Consider the following 20,747-nt stretch of genomic DNA (forward strand, 5'->3'; position numbering starts at 1 on the left):
AACGACCTAAAGCGAAAAAAGGCCCGAGAAATCGGGCCTTAGCGATTGGTCAGCCGAGTCGCAAACTGCTTCCTTAGCGCTGCACGTAGGCGCGGACCAGCTCAAAGGTGTTACGCACACCGTCGATGTGGCTGCGCTCGTAGTTGTGGCTCGCGTACACGCCGGGGCCGATCAGACCATGGCGAATGTCGTAGCCGGCCGAGAGCGTGGCCTCGACGTCGGAGCCGTAGTGCGGATACACATCGATCGCGTAGTCGAGCTCAAGCTCGCGCGCAATATTGGACAGTGTGGTCACCAGATCGTAGTTGTAGGGGCCGCCCGAATCCTTGGCGCAAATCGACACCATGCGCTCGGTGCAGCCCAAGTCGTCGCCCACGCAGCCCATGTCAACGCTGATCATCTCGCGCGTGTCGGCCGGCACAAAGGCACCGCCGTGGCCAACCTCCTCGTACACGGTAAAGAGCAGCGACACCTTGCGCGAAAGCGTCACCTCGCCGCCAGCAACGGCGCGGGCCAGGCCCAGCAGAATCGACGCCGACAGCTTGTCATCCAGGAAGCGGCTCTTGATGTAGCCGCTCTCCGTCACCGTGGTACGCGGATCCATAGCGATGATGTCGCCGGTCTGAATACCCAGCTCGAGCACATCGTCCTTGCTGTCAACGTTCTCGTCGAGCAGGATTTCCATGTTCTTCTCGATGGTCTTGACCGGCTCATCGGCCACATGCGCCGAAGGCTCGGTATTGAGGACCACGCCCGTGTAGACATTGCCATCGCGCGTGTAAACGGTGCAGTTCTCGCCATCGGCCGTAGACCACTGGTGCCCGCCGAGCGTCGTGGGGCGCAGGCGACCATTGTCCTTAATGGAACGCACCATGGCACCCAGGGTATCGACATGGCTCGCCAATACGAGCGGCTCGCCCTCGCCGCCAAGCTCAACCAACACGTTGCCCTTATTGGAGCGCTCGGGGCCAAAGCCCATATCGCGCAACGTTTCCATTAGATAGTCAGTAGCCGCACGGGTATAGCCCGTAGGTGAAGCAATCGAGGTAAGCGCCTTCAACTGGTCAGTAATATAGGAGAGCGTAGAATCCATCTTGGACACCAAAGTCACCCTTTCATATCGAATTAAACCCACAGCAACAATACCACCGCGAGCCATCTTTTTACCTAGCGAGATGACCCATCGAGCTCGCCAGGACTGCGCCCGCCACGATAACGAGCCGGCGGCCCCCTGCCGTTAGCCCCACAATCTTTCCGCAGGACGGAGGAAGCCCCCGCCGCACGAAGTGCGCAGCGGGGGCTTCCGACATGTCCGAGGACGATTGTGGGGCTAACGGGCAGGGGCCCGCCGAACCAAGTTAGGCAGCCGGGCAGATCTTCTTGAAGAGCTCGATGACGTCGTCGAGCGTCGCCTCGCGCGGGTTGCCCGGGAAGCAGGCGTCAGCCATGGCGTCCTTGGCCAGGACCTCGATCTCGTCGGCCTTCATGGCCTCGCAGGCATGCGGAATGTTCACGTCGGCGGAGAGTTGCTTGACGGCGGCGATGGCGGCGTCGGCAGCCTCGTCGGTGCTCATGCCCGTGGTGTCAACACCCATGGCAACGGCAACCTTGGCCAGGCGCTCGGCGCAAACCGGCTTGTTGAACTCCATGGCGATCGGCAGCAGCATGGCGCAAGCGACGCCGTGCGGAGTGTCGTAGTGGGCAGACAGGGTGTGAGCCATGGCATGGTCGATGCCCAGGCCGACGTTGGAGAAGCCCATGCCGGCGACATACTGGCCAAGAGCCATACCCTCGCGGCCGGAGCCGGGCTGACCAGACTTGGCCTCGGCAACGGAGTCGCGCAGGTTCTCGCTGATCAGCTTAATAGCCTCAAAGTGGAACATGTCGGAGAGCTCCCAAGCGCCCTTGGTGGTGTAGCCCTCGATGGCGTGGGTCAGAGCGTCCATGCCAGTGGAAGCGGTCAGGCCGGCGGGCATGGAAGCCATCATGTCGGGGTCGACGACGGCGACCTCAGGGGCGTCGTTGGTGTCGACGCACACGAACTTGCGGACCTTCTCGGGGTCGGTGATGACGTAGTTGATGGTTACCTCGGCAGCGGTACCGGCGGTCGTCGGCACGGCGATGGTGAACACAGCGTGGTTCTTAGTCGGAGCAACGCCCTCGAGGCTGCGGACATCGGCGAACTCGGGGTTGTTGATGATGATGCCGATAGCCTTGGCGGTGTCCATGGAGGAGCCACCACCGATGGTCACGATAGCGTCAGCCTCGGCGGCCTTAAAGGCCTCGACGCCGTCCTTGACGTTCTGGATGGTGGGGTTGGGCTTAATCTCGGAGTAGAGGCTCCAAGCAATACCGGCGGCGTCGAGCTCGTCGGTTACCTTGGCGGTAACGCCAAACTTGACCAGGTCGGGGTCGGAGCAGACGAAGATCTTCTTGTAGCCACGACGCTGGAGCTCGCCGGGGATCTCCTTGATGGCGCCAGAACCATGATAAGAAATGGTGTTGAGAACGAAACGATTAGCCATTGATAGCCTCCCATCGTGTGCGGGGCGCCCATTACGCCCCACGCTATGTGTCCCATCCTAACGCTTTTGAAACAAAAAATGCATGAGAACGTCAAAAGTGTTAAAGCGTTTCAACATAATAACGGAGCCCCAGTCCTTCCCTCCCGACTGCAGCGAAGGCTAGATTATAGGAGCAATTGCCCAAAGAATACGACCAACTCAGTCTATAAATTGTTTCTGTTTTAGCAATATATGTTTGACAATACGTTTATAAAAGGATACTTTATAGTAATTAATATGCATGCAGCAAATAGTGTCATTCATTTTGTTAGAAATTGCCCATGCGGTTATTGCAGCTGCATGTACTGCAACATACAGCGTAATTCTCCGCACGAAGCAGAAGACGGTTCCAATTCGATCGAGGCGATGACGCGTGATGGCTACTGGTCCTAAATCGAGCAAGACGGCTACAAACGAATATCGAATCTCAATTGAAGGTAACCCTTATCCGCATGCTCTGGCTCTCGTCAACCCAGCGGGAGACAACCTCAACATCAAAAGACATGGGTTCACGGGTCCACTAGGACAGCTATTGAGTCTTAAATACACCGTTTATGACGATGCAAATGAAAAGCTCTTTACTGTCGTCGACGGTGGTTTTAGTAACATGCCCAGGGTTGCGCTCATCATCGAACACAAGGAAGTTGCGGTGTTCGATTATGGCCTAAACAGACTTGAGATGAAGTGCGTAACGAACATACCGAATTACACAATAAAAGGTAACTTCCTATTTGAAGATTACGATATATTCAGTCAACGGGAAGTGAAGCTATCTTCAGTTAACGTCCTTCAATGTGATAAACAATCGTGCTTTAACATACAGGTTTTGGATAAAGCCGAATTAGCCGCCGCAATTGGAATACCCACAGCCATTGCCCTTCTGAGGGCTCGGATTGAAGAGCATCTCGAATAAATTGCAAAAAGCAGTTCGTAACAACATTCAGGAGCTAGATAGTTTTTTCTGGCTCCTGAAGCTGTACTACATAGAGATGAAAAATAATGCGGCAAAGGGGCTGTCCCTTTGCCGCATTCGGTTACTTTCGGCAGCCCTCTTTCCAAGCCTCGGCCGCAACCTTCCAGCGAAAACGCAAGTCGCGCTCGCGGTCGATAAACATGATGGCAAACGCGACAAACAGCAGCACGCTCGCCACGACGATGGCGTGCAGGCCCATGCGCTCAATACACCAGTTGCCCAACACAGCGCCAAACACAAAGGTAAAGATCACGCCAAAGTACAGCAGGCCGTTTTCCAAAAAGCCGCGCTTATGGGTAATGATGTAGTCGTCCACGTTTTGCAAGGCATTACGGAGGTTGCCGATACACATGGTCGTGGCGATGCCGTGTCCATGAATCTTGCGGAAACTCTCGACCTGCATACCGCAGGCAAACGAAGTAAGGCAGTTGGCGAGCAGGTTGAAATCGCCGCCCGGGATAAAGCTCACGCCCAGCAAGATAACAGCTTCAAAAAACACCGTCACCTGGCGCCAGTGAATCACGCTGCCAAAACGCTCGTGTACCAGGTCGGCAAGCATAATGCCCACGGCAAACGACACCACGGGGAAGAAATAGCGTCCCGCGAGCGCCCAATTACCCTCCGAGATGCTCACGCCCACCAACAAGATGTTGCCTGTCTGCGCGTTGGCGAAAACATGATCGCGCCCAATGTACGAATACACGTCCATAAAGCCACCGGCGAGCGCCAGAATGATGCCCAGCTCGATGGACTCCGATATCTGCTTGGCACGCTGCATCGTCGTGCGGCCTCCTTGTTGACGACCCTCTCGTGCGTTGGCGGAGACATGGCCGCCGTTCATACTGTAACCCATTGACAACATGGCGTGCGCGCGAGACGGGCTCCCCAACGCGCAGATACACAGTCTGGAAACAAACGGCGGGCGCGGCGCCACACCCGCATCGACACGCCGATCCGCCAGCCCATGTACTCCACCAGTCTTTTTAGCCCCGTCCCAAAAAGACTGGTTACAATTACGTGCAGCATACAAACACCGGGAGGGATCGTGGCAAATAAGCCTCAGCACGCTCAGAACAGCCAACGCGGACAGCAGGGCAAACAGGGCCAGCAGCAAAAGCGCGGCGGCAAGGCGCAGGGCTCGCGACCCACGCATGCCTCAGCAGCGCCCTCACGCCCCTGGCGTCCGGGCCGCGACAAGTTCCTCCCCGTCAGCCGCGCCGACATGGATGCGCGTGGCTGGGACCAGTGCGACTTCGTCTATATCTGCGGCGACGCCTATGTGGATCACCCCAGCTTTGGCATGGCCATCATCAGCCGCGTCCTCGACGCGCACGGCTACAAAGTGGGCATTATCTGCCAGCCCGACTGGACCGACCCCGCCAGCATCACCGTGCTCGGCGAGCCGCGCCTGGGCTTTCTCGTCAGCGCCGGCAACATGGACTCCATGGTCAACCACTATTCGGTGACCAAGCACCGCCGCCATACCGACGCCTATACCCCCGGTGGCGAGGAGGGGCACCGCCCCAATCGTGCCGTCACGGTCTACGGCAACCTCATCCGCCAGACGTTCAAGGACGCTCCCATCATCATCGGCGGCATCGAGGCAAGCCTGCGCCGCCTGGCCCACTACGACTACTGGCAGGACAAGCTCAAGCGCTCGGTACTGCTCGACTCGGGCGCCGACATCCTCATCTACGGCATGGGCGAGCACGCGATTGTCGAGATCGCCGACGCGCTCGACGCGGGACTGCCCGTCGACCAGATCACCTATATCAACGGCACCGTCTACCGCACGGGTTCGCTCGACGAGGTCTACGACTACGACCTGCTGCCCAGCTGGGACGACCTTACCGCCGACAAGCTCAACTACGCGCGCAGCTTTAACGTGCAGCAGCAGAATATGGACCCCATCACCGGCCATCGCCTGGTAGAGCCCTATCCCAACAGCGTCTATGTGGTGCAGAACCCGCCATCGGCGACGCTCACCACCGACGAGATGGACGAGGTGGCCGAGCTTCCCTACGCCCGCGATTGGCATCCCGACTACGACGCGGCGGGCGGCGTACCGGCCTTTGCCGAGATCAAGTTTTCCATTAGCTCCAACCGCGGCTGTTTTGGCGAGTGCTCGTTTTGCGCCCTCACCTTCCACCAGGGCCGCGTACTGCAGATGCGCAGCCACGACTCGATCATGCGCGAGGCCGAGCTGCTCACGCGCGATCCCGAGTTTAAGGGCTACATCAACGACGTGGGCGGACCGACGGCTAACTTTAGCCGCCCGGCCTGTGACAAGCAGCTCAAGCACGGCGTGTGCAAGAACAAGCGCTGCCTGTGGCCGAGCGTATGCAAAAACATGGTGGTCGACGAGAGCGGCTACACGCAGCTGCTGCGCGACCTGCGCCAGCTGCCGGGCGTCAAAAAGGTCTTCGTCCGCAGCGGCATCCGTTTTGACTACACCATGGCCGACGCCTCGGACGAGTTTTTGCGCGAGCTGCTGGAGCACCATGTCTCGGGCCAGCTGCGCGTAGCGCCCGAGCATGTGAGCGACGCGGTGCTCTCCGTGATGGGCAAGCCGAGCCGCGCCGTCTACGACGCGTTCTGCCGTAAATTTGAACGCTTGAACCGCGAATACGGCCTCAAGCAGTACGTGGTGCCGTATCTGATCTCGAGCCACCCCGGCTCGACCATGAAGGAAGCTGTGGACCTTGCCGAGGCCGTGCGCGACATGGGCTACATGCCCGAGCAGGTGCAGGACTTCTACCCCACCCCGTCCACCATGTCGACCTGCATGTACTACACCGGCGTGGACCCACGCACCATGAAGCCGATCTACGTGGCACGCGACCCGCACGAGAAGGCCATGCAGCGTGCGCTCATCCAATACCGCAAGCCCGAGAACTACAAGCTCGTACGCGAGGCACTAGAAAAGGCCGGCCGCCGCGATCTGATTGGCTACACCAAGCATTGCCTGATTCGCCCCGTACCGCCGCGCCCGGGCGAGACATCTGCCAACGGCGGACATGGCACCGGCAAGAAGGGCGGCAAGCCGCACGGTGGCGCCGCCGGCAAGGGACCCAAAGGCAGCAAGGGGCACGGCGGCATGTCGCGCGCACAGAACACTGCCGGTCGCAATCGCGCAGCCCAAGGGCGTCAGGGCGCCAACGGAGGCGGGCGTCGCAACTAGGGCAGCGGTGCGCTCGCTGCGTCCATCCCGCACGCGTGGCGCAGCGAGCGCATTGCCTCAACGAGGATGACGCCGGCGATAGCGACCGTAATTGCCACGTCGAGCGGTGTGTTCACAAACCAGAGCAACGTCATGAAATACGACCAGGCATTAAAGGCAAAGTGCAGCAGAATCGTGTAGCGGAGCTTTCCGGTCGTCACGAGCACCCAACCAAAGACGAGGCCGGCGGCACCCGCGTAGCAACCCTGTACCCAATTCATGTGCATAAAACCGAAGATCGCCGCCTGCAGCACAATCGCCGCGGCGATACCCCACGTGCTTGGGGCCGCCCAGGGCACCATGGCGCCACTCTGCGCGCTCACACGACGCCGGCACTTCCAAAGTGGGCGGCACTGCGGATTAAACGCTCGGAGCGAAAACTCAAAAATGATGCCGCGCACCAGCAACTCCTCGCAAAACGGAGCGCCGAGCACCGTGGTCAGGACGGCAAGAAGGTTGGTATCGCCCAAGCCTGTTTCCTCGACGAGCTCGCTATAATCGGCCGCGGCATCAGGCAACAGCGACAGCACGGCGTCGGTCACGTAGCCAACGACCACCTGCAGGGCCAGGCCAATCACGATAACGCATGCGATGCGTTTCCACGCCCCACGCGCTCCCCCGCCAAGCGGACGCTCGCCCTGCCAGCGCGCCATAAACGAACGCGGCCACAGATAACGCCACCACAGCAGCGCCATTAAAAACGATGCCGTCTGCGCGACGGCCTGAAGCAATTGAATGTCGAGGTCATCGATCGAAAAACCCATGAACTCCGATGCGACGCCAAGGGCGGAGAACAAAACGACGCTCAGGGCAATATCGGCAGCGACGACGCCAAAACAGGCAAGCGCCCAAACCAGCGCATTGAGCATGCCAACCTCCTCAAAACCCGGCACTTAGGGACGTTCCTTAACTGCCGGCAGAAAAGGAACGTCCCTAAGTGCCGGCAGTTTGGGACAGTCATTGTTGATGAGAATCGGGCGAAATGCCAAAGGCCCCGTTGGGCGAGATGTCGAACGGGAAGGTGCCGCAGCGATTGAACGCGGCGATAAACATGCGGATGGCGTTGGACGGCGTGGTGCCCACGAGCTGGGTTGCCGCCGCGAAGGCTGCCTTCTCCTCGGGCAAGACCTTCGCGACTACGGGGGTCATGTGTTCTGCCATGGCGCTTCCTTTTTGAAACGACGGTAGTGCGGATAGGTGCGGGCCACGCGGCTGGGCGACGGGCTGTGAAGGCAACCCGATTGGCCCGCATCCGGAGTTTGTTTCTGCGGCGTTGGTATTACTTGGTATCCCTAAGTATTACCCCTCAGATAGAATACCACACCCGACCCCATGGGGACGGAGGAAAACGAATCATTTTGTTGCTGAGTTAGTATTTAGAGCGTGATGATATCCGAGATATCGAGGGCCTGAGCATCGGCGGTGTCGTGCGTGGCAAGCAGGAGCATGCGGCCGTCGAGCAAGTCGAGCACAGCGTCGGCCGTCACATCGCGCGCGGCGGCATCCAGGCCGGTAAAGGGCTCGTCAAGAATCACCGCGCCGCCCGGGCACAGCAGGGCTCGAGCGATCTCGACGCGACGGCGCTGCCCGCCCGAAAGCTCGGCCACGCGAGCATGCACATCGACCCCCGGCACCAGCAAGCGCAACAGGGCCGCAGCACTCGAGGCGTCCACGCGTGCATCGGCGCACACCAGCACGTTATCCAGGGCAGAAACGTCCTCGACTAGGCTCACATCCTGAAACACCATCGAGCACGGCGCGCACTCCCCCGCTGCCAACGAAAGCAGCATCGACTTGCCCATGCCCGAAGCGCCCATCACACAGATACGCCCACCCGCGGGCACGTTGAGCACCAGACCATCCAGCGCCGGCGCCCAGGGCGCGCGATCGCCCACGGCAAGCGCAAGCTCCGCTGAAGTGCCATCGCTCGCAGCCCCCGCACGCCCGCGCAGCCCATGCCCATGCGCCCGCACGGCCGCACCCCACGCCACGGGTCCCGAAACACGCAGCAGCCACACCAGCACGCGCTCATACGCCCACGAGGCGGCAACGACCAGCACGGTCCACGCCAGCAGATCTGCCGTCTCAATCAAAAGCTTTGCCTGATAGATGCGCTCACCCACGGTGCCCGTCGCCATGCCGATGAGCTCCGCCGCCACACCGGCCTTCCAACTCATGCCGATCACGGCGCGGGCGCACGAAAGCACAAACGGCAGGACTTCGCGCCAGGTGTGAGCGCAAAACAGTCGCCAGCCCCGCACTCCATGCAGACGAAACATCTGCTCCAGTGACTGATCAACCTGCGTCAAACCCTCGACCAGCGAGAAATATACGCCCGGCAGCGCCATCAAAAAGACCGCCGCGATGCTCACACGTGCCGACCCCAACCAAATGAGCAGCAGGACCACCACGCAGGCAACCGGCGTCGCCTTTACAAACGACAGTGCCGGAGCCACCAGGTGCGCAAACGCACGCGACCGCACCGAGACTCCCGCCAGCACGCCGCCGCACACCGCGGCAAGCGCCAGCCCGCCCAGAATCCGCACACCCGAGCCCATCAGAATCGCCCACGTGCTGGCATCGCACACCAGGCGCAGCAACGCCACCGCAACAGCGCCCGGCCCCGGCAAAATCAGCGGCTGCGCCACGAGACCCGCCACCAGCACCCACACGGCAAGCCAAAAGGCGGCGACGGCACCTGCTGCCGCCACCGCCTTCATACGCTCTGTCATTTGTCGAGCAAACGCACGCACGGGCTACTCCATGTAGTAGAAATCGTCAGCCGGGAGCTTGCCGCCCACGGCGCTCGCGTCCGCATCGGCCAGCACCTGCAGGTACCCACCGAGCGCCGCCTTCATATCCTTCCCCGTCTGGCACACGAGCATGCACCCGGGAATCGCCTTTTCGGCAATCGTGGCGTTATCCACGATGCCCGCATCGACCACGGCCTGAGCCCAATCTGCCGGCGCCGCATTGACGGCTTTCACGCTCGCCTCATGGCAGCGCAAGAATTCCGCCACGGCGTCGGGATGCTCCTCGGCAAAGGAACGGCGCACCACGGTCACGCCCGTCAGCAGGCGCGAGCCCGTGTCACCTGCCAGCTCATCCCACACATCGGTCAGACTTACCGGAGCCGACAGCTTGCCTTCGCTCTTGGCGATGGCGGCGGTCTTGAACGGCTCGGGCAGCACGCCCACAGCAGACGGATCGGCAAGCAGGGCCGACAGCACCTCGGTGGGCTCGCTCTTAAACTCGAGCGTCACCTGGCCGGTCAGGCCCGCGCGCTCCAGCAGGTAGTTCATGACGTACTCCGGCGTGGTGCCCTTGCCCGTCATATAGACGGTATGGCCCGCCAGATCGCCAAACGAGGCCACACTCGCATCGCCCGTCACAACGCTCAGCACGCCCAGCGTGTTGATGTCGATGACCTGCACCGCGCCTTCGGTCTTGTTGTAGAGCACGCTCGCCACGTTGGCGGGCACTAGGGCGATATCGACATCGCCCTGAATGACCTTGGGCACGATCTCGTCGGCTGCGGCGCTGATCGCAAAGTCGAACTCGTTATCCGTCTCGCCGCTCGCCGCCTGGTCCATAAACCTCACCAGACCGATCGACGTCGGGCCCTTGAGCGAGGCGACGTGCACCTCAACCGGCTCCGCAGCAGCACCGGCGCCGTCCGTGGCAGCCGAGCCCGCGGCGGACCCGGCACCGACAGCCCCGCCGCCACAGCCCGCGAGCGCAAGCGACAACGCGCCCACGGCGAGCGCCGAGGCAAACCCCCGGCGCGTCATCTCAACATCAAACGCGCGCATCGTTAGCACTTCCCCTCGTTAGGCATCGACCAGGCGTGATGGTCGGTATGCAGCAACTCCTCGGCCAGCGGCGAGAGCGGCGCGCCCAAAAACTCGCGGTAGCACGCCTGAACATCAGGGTTCTCGTGCGAGAAGCGAATGTCCGCAGCGGCATCCAGGCCCCACAGCACCTGGCCGCGCTCGGCCGCCAGCTCGCAGCCGTCGTGGATGGGCTGACCGCCGCCACCGACGCAGCCGCCCGGGCACGCCATGACCTCGACGAAGTCATAGCTCGCACGGCCGTCGCGAATCGCGTCGAGCAGGCGGGCGGCGTTACCCAGCCCGTGCGCCACGGCGACGCGCACCTTGGTGCCATCGATATCGGCGACGGCTTCTTTCCAGCCGTCCAGGCCGCGCACATCGGTAAAGAAGTCCGCATCGGGGTTCTTGCCCGTCACCAGGTAATATGCCGAGCGCACGGCTGCCTCCATCACGCCGCCCGTGGCGCCAAAGATCACGCCCGCGCCCGTGCCAAAGCCCAGCGGCGTATCGAGCGGCTCCTCGACCAGCGTGTCAACGCTCACGTGGCTCGCACGGATCATGCGCACCATCTCGCGCACCGTCAGCGCAACGTCCACATCGGGCGTGCCGTCCTCGCCCACCATGCTCGGCAGCGCGCACTCGGCCTTCTTGGCCGTGCACGGCATAACGGACACCACGAACAGGCGCTCGGACTCCACGCCCAGCACCTTGGCGTAGTAGGTCTTGGCAATAGCGCCGAACATCTGCTGCGGCGACTTGGACGTGGACAGGCTGTCGACAAACTCCGGATAGCGCGCCTTCACAAAGCGCACCCAGCCCGGGCAGCAGCTCGTAAACATGGGCCAGCCGCGGCTGTCGCCCTCGCCCTTGGCGGCGGCGCCCAGGCGCTCGATCAGTTCGGATCCCTCCTCCATAATGGTGAGGTCGGCCGAGAAATCGGTGTCGAACACGTACTCAAAGCCCACGCGGCGCAGCGCGCAGGCCAGGCGCTCAACGGTGGCCTCCTCGCGAGATATGCCGAGTTCCTCGCCCCAGGCGCTGCGCACGGCCGGCGCGATCTGCACCAGCACGATCTTGTCGGGATTAGCGAGCGCGTCAAACACGGTCTCGGTATCGTCGCGCTCGCGCAGGGCGCCCGTCGGACAATGTGTAATGCACTGGCCGCACGCGACGCAATCGGTCTTGCCGATCGGTGCGCGCCCGCGGGTACCCACGGCGGTATGCGTGGCGCGGTTGGTCAGGTCCCAAATCCCTAGGCCCTGCACGCTCTCGCACACCTTGATGCAGCGCATGCATTTAATGCACTTGTCGTTTTCGCGGATGATGGGAAAATCGAAATCCCAGCCCTCGCCCGCCAAATGCCTTTGATACGGCAGATAGAAAATGCCCAGATCGTTGGCGATGGTCTGAAAGTTGCAGTTGCCGCTGCGCACGCAGCTCGTGCACTGCGAATCGTGCTGGGACAGCAGCAGCTGCACGTTGGTGCGACGCGCCTCGCGGGCCTTGGGGCTGTTGGTGTGGACCACCATGCCGTCGAGCACGTAGTTGTTGCAGGCGGCAACCAGCTGGTCGCAGCCCTCAACCTCGACCACGCATACGCGGCAGCCGCCGATCTCGTTTAGATCGCGCAGGTAGCACAGGGTGGGAATCTGGATGCTGACGGACCTGGCCGCATCCAGGATCGTGGTGTGCTCGGGAACCACGACCTCGCAATTATCGATAGTGAGCTTGACCATGTTATGCGCTCCGTTTTCGGTGTTGTCGCTGACGGTGGTGTTGTTGGGCTCTACCATTCCAGGTTCCTCCCTCCGCGGAACGCGCCAAAGCCAAAGTGATCGCAACGCAGGCAGCGGCTCGCCTCCTGGCGCGCCTCCTGCTCGGTGAGACCCTGCTCGACCAGATCCCAATCGTGAATACGCTCGCCGGCCTCGCGCTCGCCCAGCTCGCAGCGGCCGCACTCATGCTTGCCCTTAAACTGGACGGTCGGCAGCTCGACCTCGAGCTTGATCTTGTGGTCAAAGCCCAGGTAGCGGTCGATATTTGCCGAAGCCACGCGGCCGGCGTTGATGGCACGGATGACGGTGGCGGGACCGGTCTGGCAGTCACCGCCGCTAAAGAGGCCATCGAAGTTGGGCACGGCGCCATCCGAATCGGTGACCACGCAGCCCCACTTACAAGCGATGCCCATGTCCTCAAACGGCTTGGAATCGATGTCCTGGCCAATGGCCACAAACACGCGCTCGCAGGGAATGACGCGCTCGGGCGTGGCGGCGGCACGCGGGGCCGGACGCCCACGACGGGGCTCGCCGATAATCTGCGGCTGCACGCGCAGGCCACTCACGCGACCTTCCTCGCCCGTCTCGATAGCGAGCGGGGCGGTCAACTCCAGCACCTCGCAGCCCTCGGCCTGGGCGCCGGCGATCTCGGCGTCCTGGGCCGTCATGTCGCAGATGCGACGGCGGTAGACGATGCTCACCTTTTCGGCACCGCAGCGCACGGCGGAGCGCGCCACGTCCATGGCCACGTTACCGCCGCCGATGACGCACACGCGCTGGCCGCTCAGGTCGGGCAGCTCGTCATCGCCGATGGCGCGCAGCATCTTGACGGCCGACTCCACGCCGGGAGCCTCTTCGCCCGGAAGGCCGAGCTTCTTATCGCTGTGGGCGCCAATGGCCAGGTAGACGGCATCGACCTCGTCGCGCAGACGGGCAAGCTCCTCGCCGTTGACGGAGTGGTCGAGCTCCACGTCGATGCCGGCGCTCAAGATCCAGTCGATCTCGGCCTGCAGGCGCTCGCGCGGCAGACGATAGCTGGGGATGCCGTAGCGCAGCATGCCGCCCAGGTGGTGGCGCTGCTCCAAGATGGTCACCTTGTGGCCCATCACGGCCAGGTAGTAAGCGCAAGAAAGACCGGCCGGGCCGCCGCCGATCACGGCGACGCGCTTCCCGGTGTTGTCCACCACATTCGGCTTGTGGTCGTTGAGGTCGCTATGCTCAACGGCAAAACGCTTGAGGGCGAGGATGTTCATGGGGTCGTCGACCATGCCACGGCGGCAGTGCATCTCGCAGGGATGCTCGCACACCAGGCCGCAGACGAGCGGCAGCGGATTGTTCTTGCGGATGACCTTGACGGCGTCGGCATAGCGGCCGGCCTCGACCAGCGAAATGTACCCGGGAATGTCGACGTGCGCCGGGCAGCCCGAAACGCACGGGACGCGGGCCTCGCGGTCAAAGCCGCAGGAGTGCTCGCGAATGTGGTGCTCAAAATCGTCGCGGAAGCCGCGAATGGCCGTGAGTGCCATGGCGCCAGCTTCGTAGCCGATGGCGCAGTCGCTCGAAAGGTAGATGGTGCGGGCGGTGCGCTCAATCAAGTTGAGCGTGGACTCGTCGGCGCGGCCCTCGAGCACATCGGCGAGCAGGTCGCTCAGCGCGCTCAGGCCCACGCGGCAGGGCGTGCACTTGCCGCAGCTCTGGGTGGAGCACAGATTGACGAGCGCTGCCGTAAACTCAACGGGGCACGGGGCGAGCGAACTCACCGCCAGACGACGTCCGAGCGCATCGTGCAGGTCGTCCATGACGGCCTGAGCGTGGCTGCGTTCCATTACGTGCAGTCGAGCCATAAGATCCCCTCTCACATGGCAGCCCGGAGGCGAGGCCGGGCGAAGTTGCTACACGCACAACACTGACCTAAAAAGTTGTTAGGTCTCCACGCAGTTCGGCAGGCGGTATGAAATGTCACCCTCGGCGGTGAAATAGAACATTAACGCAGATAAATGCCATATTTGGTAAAACGCGTTACCAAATGACAATGCCCCGCCCACGCAATCACGTGGACGGGGCATTGCTCCAGGTATGCGGCCAGCGACCCTGTTGCTTTTACTTAAGCTCGGGCCAGTAACCCTTGTTGGCCTCGATCATGTCGTCGAGAACTTCCTTGGCGACCTTCATCGAAGGCACGGTCTTGTTGAGCGTAAAGGCCTTGAGCGCCTTCTCGTACGAACCCTCGATCGTGGCCTCGACCACGAGCTTCTCGGAGTTCAGCTGCTGCATCATAAGACCCTGCTGGAACAGAGGAATGTTGTCACGGCTGATGACCTCGGGGCCGTTCTTGCCAATGTAGGCAGGCAGCTCGACCATGGCGTCGTAGGGCATGTTGGGGATAGCGCCCTTGTTCTCGCAAATGACCAGGAAGCGCTGCTTGGTATCGTTCTTCAGAGCGATGGCCAGGTCGGCAATCCAGTCGCCGTGGCTGCCCGCATAGAACGTACTCTCGTCGATCTCGCCGGTCTTCTCGTAGTGGTCGATGCCGTCGAAGAGGTTCTTCTCGCGCGTCTCCTCAACCTCGTTAGCACGGGTGCGCTCGGGGTTGGAATGCTCGACGAACTCCTTCTGCTGCAGGTAGTAGTTCAGATACGTGTTAGGCAGGTACTCCGGGAAGCACTCCATGATCTCGTACTCGCCCTTCCAGACGTAGTACCAGCTGCCCTTGGTGTGGCGGTTCTGCTCGGGGTGCTCGTCAGTGGCCTCCTCGGGCTTCTTTGCCATGAGCGAGCCCATGCCCTTGAGGTAGGAGTCGGGCAGCAGAATCTCGTGCTCCTTGATGTACTCGCGCAGCTGCGGGAGCACCTCCTCGCCCTTGTGGCGGATCGAGGTGAACCAACCAAAGTGGTTGAGGCCAAAGTAATCGTACTCGACATCCTTCTTGTCGATATCGAGTGCGGCGCAAACCACGTCGATGATCGCGATCGGCATGTCGCAGATGTTGATGATGCGAGCGTTGGGACGCAGCACGCGGCAGCCCTCGGACACGATGGCAGCAGGGTTGGAGTAGTTGAGAATCCAGTAGTCCTTCTTGGCGTACTTCTCAACGTCATCGATCAGCTCGACCATGGGGAAGATGGTGCGCATGCCGTAGGCAAGGCCGCCGCAACCGCAGGTCTCCTGGCCCACGCAGCCGTGACGCAGCGGAATCTTCTCGTCCTGCTCGCGCATGGCATAGCCGCCCACGCGCATCTGGGCAAACACGAAGCTCGCGTCCGTAAAGGCAGTCTCCTTGTCGGTGGTCACCGTGAGCTTGATGTCCAGGCCAAGGTCCTCGTGCAAAATCCAGTCCACGAGCACGCCGATCTTGCGCTGGCGCTCCTCGTTGATGTCGTACAGACGAATCTCGTCAACGTCGAGCTCGTCCTTGCGCAGAGCGATGGACTTGACGATGCCGGGGGTAAAGGTGGATCCGCCACCACACAGAGTAATGATCATTGTTTACTGCTCCTTCTCAATTGCGTTTTCGACCTTGTCGCGCATCTCGGCGACCTTCATGCCAAAGATGATCTGGATATTATTGCCGTTGCGGTTGATGCCGCTGTTGGGCACGTGGTTGATGAGGTCCTCATTGATGAGGTCCGGGTTCTTAACGTTCACGCGGAGACGCGTAAAGCAGTTCTCGAGCTCCTCGATGTTGTCCTTGCCACCAAGACCTGCGACCAGGTCGGCAATACCTGCATCGACGCCCTCTGCGGGGGCCGCGGCAACAGCGCCCTGCTTCACCGCGACAGACGCGGCGGCCTCGCCCTCGGCAACGGACTCAGCAAGCTCGGACTCTTCCTCGCGACCAGGCGTGTGGAGGTTGAGCTTCTTAATAAGGAAGGTGAAGAGGAAGAAGTACAGAGCGGCGTTGACGACTCCAAGCACCAGCATAACCGGCCAGTTGGTCTTGTCGACACCGAGGACCAGGTTGGAAACCACGATGTTGATGATGCCGCCTGCAGTCGAAGCGGGCACGGAGAGGACCTTGAGCAGAACCAGGAAGATGCCGGAAAGAATCGAGTGAACGACAAAGAGCACGGGAGCGGCAAAGACAAAGAGGAAGTCCATGGGCTCGGTCACGCAGGAGAGCACGGCGGTGATGATCAGCGGGATGATAACGGCCTTGGTCTTATCCTTGTTCCCCTTGTAAGCGGTGAAGATAAAGGCGAGACCGATACCGATGTAGGGCCACAGGTTGTTGAAGGTGTAGCTGTTGAAGTAGGTGCTATCGGAGAAGGGCTGGCCCGTCATCGCCATCTCGGCAACACGGATGGGATAGGCGCCGGCGATAACCTGATCACCCAGCGTAAGGGTGCCGCCCACATCGGAGAACTGGAACGGGGTGTAGATGAGGTGGTGCAGGCCGGTGGGAACGAGCAGCTTGTTGAGCATGCCGTAGATAAACAGACCGATGTTGCCCGACTCCTTAATGATGCCGGCAACGGAGGAGATGGCGCCCTGAACCGGAGGCCAAACGATGCAGAAGCCAGCGCCCATGATCCAGGAGATGATGATCATGATCAGGAACGGGAAGCGAACGCCCGAGAACATCGAAAGGGCAATGGGGAACTGCTTGTTCGAGTACTTGTTGAACACGGCACCGGTGATGCAACCAAGAATGATGCCGCCAAACACGCCGGTATCGAGCACCTGAATGCCCATAACGGTGCTCTGGCCGGTTCCGGTAAGACCGAGCATGCCGCTCGCTTCGGCAAGAGAGCCGGTGGCGTTGAGCACGATGTTGTTAGCCTGCAGGAACAGGAAGAACGACATCAGGGCAATCAGCGAAGCATGGCCCTTGTTCTTCTTTGCCATGGCGCCGGCGATGCCCACGCAGAACAGAATCGAGAGGTTGTTGATGATAAACATCAGCGACTGATAGACAACGGCGCCCACAAGCTGGAACGGACCGGAGCCCAGCACAGGGATCACGGCGCAGATGGTCTTGTTGGTCAGAATAATGCCCACGATGAGCAGAATGCCGGCAACCGAGAGATACATCATCGGCTGAACGATTGACTTCGCGAACACCTCCAACGGCGCTTTGAAATTGAACTTCTTTTTTGCGGTCATAGCGGTACTCCCCTTCCTTTTCCGCAAATTAAGACAGATGTGCCCTGGACAAGACCGTGAGCCTTGCCTTATATCAATCGATGTGTGGGCACGTTATGCCTAGAGACCAGGTTCTCCAAGCAGGTTAACAATGTGATATGCGAGATAACTCTTCTCGGCATCGGTAACGACAACGTTATAGGTAGACGCTAAGTGGTCGGCAATTGACTCCGCACACGAGAACGCCCTCGGATACGCCGTTTCATCGATACGGAACAGCGCGTCGCCATTGATCTGCCCGGCCGCGGGGTCAAGCGCCCGCTGTGCGAAAAACTGCAGGTGGCGGACGAAACGCTCATAGGGCAGCGAGGTGTCATCGAGGGTCGTAGCATAGCGCTCGGAAACAATCGCAAGCACGTCGCGAACAAGCTGGACCGAGATGATGAGACGGTCGGAGCGTTGCGGCATGGTGGCGTTGACGATATGCAGCGTAATAAAACCCTGCTCTTCTTCGCTCATCTGGATGCCCATATACTCCTTGACAATCTGCAGCGCACGGCCCGCAAGCGCATACTCCTTGCGATAGAACTGCTGGATCTCGAGCAGCAACGGATTCTCGCAGGGGACGCCCTTGCGCTCGCGCTCCAAAGCAAGGCTGATATGGTCTGCGAGAGCAATGAGAATCTTGTCGTTGATATCAACATTGAGCTCTCGACGAAGCATCTGAACGATGTCCTCGGAAATCACGAGGTTGACGGTGGGGATGGACTCTAAAAGATGTGCCAAGCGGTCAATCGTACGCGAATCCTGAGAAGTTCCCTCCTGCAACGCGTAGGTCTTTTCGACCGATGCCTCGTCGATGGCATCGCCGGCATGACGGCCAAAGCAGAGGCCTCGACCGATGACGATGAGCTCAGAGCCATCGTCCGAAGTGACCATTGCGACGTTGTTGTTGAAAACTCGCTTGATAACCACGGTACCCACCACAAGAATTTACTCGGAAAGCCAGACGACAGGCTCTTTAACAGCAACAGGGCCGGAAGCGTGCTCACGAAGAGTCGAGTTCTCCGAACGCTCGCACACGATAACGAAGACCGTGGGATCGAAGCCGGCGGCGCGGACCGCGTCGAAATCGACCTCGACGAGGGGCTGGCCCGCGTCGACATGGTCACCCTGGGCAACAAGCGCATGGAAGCCCTTGCCCTCAAGTTTAACAGTGTCGATTCCGATATGCAGCATCACCTGAGCAGAGCTGTCGTCGGACATGATGCCCAGTGCATGCTCGGTCGGGAACAGCGCCGCGACGGTGCCGGAAACAGGAGCGCACACCGTTCCCTCTTGGGGAACCACGGCAACGCCATCGCCCACGGCACGGCTGCTAAAAGCGGGGTCATTGGTATTTTCTAGATGAACAAGCTCGCCGGAAACGGGAGCGAGGATTTCGAACTCGGAAGCTGCAGTCTTCTGCTCATCCGAACCGCCCATCAGGCGAGAAAAGAAACCCATGGTGGCATGTCCCTTCATAAATATAGCCCAACCAAAATCAAGCGAATGCATCCATAGAGACACACCCGTTCAAAGACTTTGGTTAGGCCCACGTCCGAGGGACTCGGTAACCTTCCGCATTTCTTTTTACGGGAGTTATTGTAGACAAGCCCAAAGCCAGAACAATCATTATGACCGGTGAGCGGTATTTTTTCTTCGATAAACGGTATTTAGGCGGCACTTAGGGACGTTCCTTTTCTGCCGGCACCCAGGGGCACTCCTCACTCTGGTGCGTTGGGGACAGGTTTGTTTGCACCAGGTTGGTGCAGATTAGCCTGTCCCCAATGCACCAATTTCGTATGCACTAGATGAAGAGCTCGCATTCCTTCCGCACGACGCAAGCCTTGCTCAGCATCTGGGAAACAGCGGATAGCTTGTTGGGATCAAGCTTGCGAGCGCCTCGCGGACATACGGCAATGCAGCGCATGCAGGAGATGCACGCCTCGCCAGCTGCTCGCTTGGGGTCGCCCTTGTCGATAGCACAAACGGGGCACGCCGCGGCGCATGCACCGCAGGAGACGCAATCCTCTGTTGCCTCGGGTGCCATGCGGTGACCTCCGGCTTGTTTATAAGGACGATTGCCGGGAATAGAGGGCTCGGATGCATCCTCAGTCAACAGCTTTTGCTGAATTTGCTGCGCAAACTCTGCGAGCTGCGCCGCATCCTGCGCATCCGGTCGCCCAGCAGCAAACTGACGAGCAACGGAATGCTCAGCAATAGCAGAAACCGCTGCAACCACCCTAAATCCGGCGCGCTTCGCAACGTCCTCCAGCTCTACGAGCGTGTCCTCAAACGCGCGGTTTCCGTATACACAAACCAAAACAGCCCGAGCCCCGTTGCCGCGCACCATGCCCAACCGGTCAGCCACCACAGCCGGGATTCTACCGGCATACGCCGGCACAGAGATTACGGCCACGTCGTCCTCAGTCATCGAGACAGCGCTGAAATCTAGCCCGCTATCGGTCAGATCGACGGTAACGGTATTTTTGTCCAGCGCCCCGGCCACAAGGCCAGACACCTTCCGCGTTCCACCCGTCGGACTAAACACAATTTCGAATACGTCCATCGAGGCACCCTCCCCCTACGCCTGGCAACGCGTCAAGCCGTTTTCACATCCAGCCAGAGTATACGGTACGTGGGATCCCCGTTTTGGTGCACCAAACACCCCAATGCACCCACCCTACGCTGTCTGCCTCTTCGTTTTGTATTAATTACGGTACAGATTGTATATATTTACGGGATACCGCCGTGTTCTCCTGAGGTACCCCATCCTGGCCCGTGCAAAAAACGGAGTATTCTGCAACGTGACCGCGCCAGCACCGCCGCGGGTGGGCAAAACTGTAGGGCGCCGTATCATTTTAAGTCCCGACATGGCGAGAATAACGCGTCCCTGCTCCGGAAAACGGCGAAATCTGGCTCAAAACGCTCGCTAGGGATATCCGAAGACCACCGTCGGCGACGTCGAATCATATGCAGACAACTCGAACTACAGAATACTCCAAAAAATGCACGGCGCACCCCATGGGACCCATTGCCGCATGGCAGGAAACAGGCCCACGGCATCCTCTAGATGCATTCCCGAGGAAATCACATTTGAACTAGCGATCGGATACGGCAAACAAAAAGGGCCCCGAGCGTAGTTGCTCGGGGCCCTTAGTTCGCCTCGCTCTAGCGCGCGACGCGTATGTTACTTGCGCTTGCCACCGCCGTCACCGGGACGGCGGGAGCTGCTGCCGCGCTTGCCGCCACGGCTGT

16 protein-coding genes are annotated in these 20,747 nt (G+C 60.5%); 2 read left to right on the plus strand and 14 right to left on the minus strand.

Translation table 11 applies throughout. The features are described from left to right. Positions 1-73: 73 nt before the first annotated feature. Entirely contained in the window at positions 74-1,093 is a 1,020-nt protein-coding gene (locus DXC67_RS03330) for a M42 family metallopeptidase (RefSeq protein ID WP_117637363.1), read from the minus strand. Between the two features lie 265 nt (positions 1,094-1,358). Beyond that, entirely contained in the window at positions 1,359-2,525 is a 1,167-nt protein-coding gene (fucO, locus tag DXC67_RS03335) for a lactaldehyde reductase (RefSeq protein ID WP_117637352.1), read from the minus strand. 415 nt (positions 2,526-2,940) lie between these two features. Between fucO and DXC67_RS03340 the strand changes: the two genes are divergently transcribed. After that, on the plus strand, positions 2,941-3,477 hold the full coding sequence (locus DXC67_RS03340; RefSeq protein ID WP_147327739.1) for a hypothetical protein: 537 nt from the start codon (positions 2,941-2,943) through the stop codon (positions 3,475-3,477). Positions 3,478-3,598: 121 nt separating this feature from the next. On the opposite strand, the gene DXC67_RS03345 is transcribed toward DXC67_RS03340, so the two are convergent. Continuing rightward, positions 3,599-4,315: a YoaK family protein gene (locus DXC67_RS03345; RefSeq protein WP_089572184.1), complete on the minus strand. Its 717-nt coding sequence runs from the start codon at positions 4,313-4,315 to the stop codon at positions 3,599-3,601. Positions 4,316-4,582: 267 nt separating this feature from the next. Between DXC67_RS03345 and DXC67_RS03350 the strand changes: the two genes are divergently transcribed. Next, entirely contained in the window at positions 4,583-6,718 is a 2,136-nt protein-coding gene (locus DXC67_RS03350; protein ID WP_233503145.1) for a YgiQ family radical SAM protein, read from the plus strand. Here DXC67_RS03350 and DXC67_RS03355 read toward each other — a convergent pair. The 11 genes from DXC67_RS03355 to DXC67_RS03405 all read right to left on the minus strand — a co-directional run bounded on the left by DXC67_RS03355 (position 6,715) and on the right by DXC67_RS03405 (position 20,058). Next, complete coding sequence (locus tag DXC67_RS03355; RefSeq protein WP_147327740.1) at positions 6,715-7,626, minus strand: CPBP family intramembrane glutamic endopeptidase; 912 nt, start codon at positions 7,624-7,626, stop codon at positions 6,715-6,717. The genes DXC67_RS03350 and DXC67_RS03355 overlap by 4 nt on opposite strands. A gap of 88 nt (positions 7,627-7,714) precedes the next feature. Beyond that, on the minus strand, positions 7,715-7,918 hold the full coding sequence (locus DXC67_RS03360; protein ID WP_117637355.1) for a hypothetical protein: 204 nt from the start codon (positions 7,916-7,918) through the stop codon (positions 7,715-7,717). Positions 7,919-8,133: 215 nt separating this feature from the next. Further along, the gene (locus DXC67_RS03365; protein WP_147327741.1) at positions 8,134-9,510 is read right to left on the minus strand and encodes an ATP-binding cassette domain-containing protein; all 1,377 of its coding nucleotides are present in this window, start codon (positions 9,508-9,510) and stop codon (positions 8,134-8,136) included. 3 nt (positions 9,511-9,513) lie between these two features. Further along, positions 9,514-10,569: an ABC transporter substrate-binding protein gene (locus tag DXC67_RS03370; RefSeq protein WP_117637357.1), complete on the minus strand. Its 1,056-nt coding sequence runs from the start codon at positions 10,567-10,569 to the stop codon at positions 9,514-9,516. Between the two features lie 2 nt (positions 10,570-10,571). Next, entirely contained in the window at positions 10,572-12,326 is a 1,755-nt protein-coding gene (locus tag DXC67_RS03375; protein ID WP_117637365.1) for a [FeFe] hydrogenase, group A, read from the minus strand. Positions 12,327-12,376: 50 nt separating this feature from the next. After that, complete coding sequence (locus DXC67_RS03380) at positions 12,377-14,209, minus strand: NAD(P)-binding protein (protein WP_117637358.1); 1,833 nt, start codon at positions 14,207-14,209, stop codon at positions 12,377-12,379. A 256-nt stretch (positions 14,210-14,465) separates the two neighbouring features. Then, positions 14,466-15,848 (minus strand): 6-phospho-alpha-glucosidase, encoded by a 1,383-nt coding sequence (locus DXC67_RS03385; RefSeq protein ID WP_055310193.1) that lies wholly within the window; start codon positions 15,846-15,848, stop codon positions 14,466-14,468. A gap of 3 nt (positions 15,849-15,851) precedes the next feature. Beyond that, entirely contained in the window at positions 15,852-17,468 is a 1,617-nt protein-coding gene (locus DXC67_RS03390; protein ID WP_117637359.1) for a PTS transporter subunit EIIC, read from the minus strand. A gap of 99 nt (positions 17,469-17,567) precedes the next feature. Further along, positions 17,568-18,422, minus strand: a complete 855-nt coding sequence (locus DXC67_RS03395) for a PRD domain-containing protein (RefSeq protein WP_117637366.1) — start codon at positions 18,420-18,422, stop codon at positions 17,568-17,570. Positions 18,423-18,440: 18 nt separating this feature from the next. After that, positions 18,441-18,953 carry a PTS glucose transporter subunit IIA gene (locus tag DXC67_RS03400; RefSeq protein WP_158549076.1) on the minus strand — a complete coding sequence of 171 codons (513 nt, stop codon included), beginning with the start codon at positions 18,951-18,953 and terminating at the stop codon, positions 18,441-18,443. Positions 18,954-19,296: 343 nt separating this feature from the next. Next, positions 19,297-20,058, minus strand: a complete 762-nt coding sequence (locus tag DXC67_RS03405; protein WP_117637360.1) for an EFR1 family ferrodoxin — start codon at positions 20,056-20,058, stop codon at positions 19,297-19,299. Positions 20,059-20,747 lie beyond the last annotated feature (689 nt).

This window comes from Collinsella sp. TF07-1, assembly GCF_003437235.1.
Classification (GTDB): domain Bacteria; phylum Actinomycetota; class Coriobacteriia; order Coriobacteriales; family Coriobacteriaceae; genus Collinsella.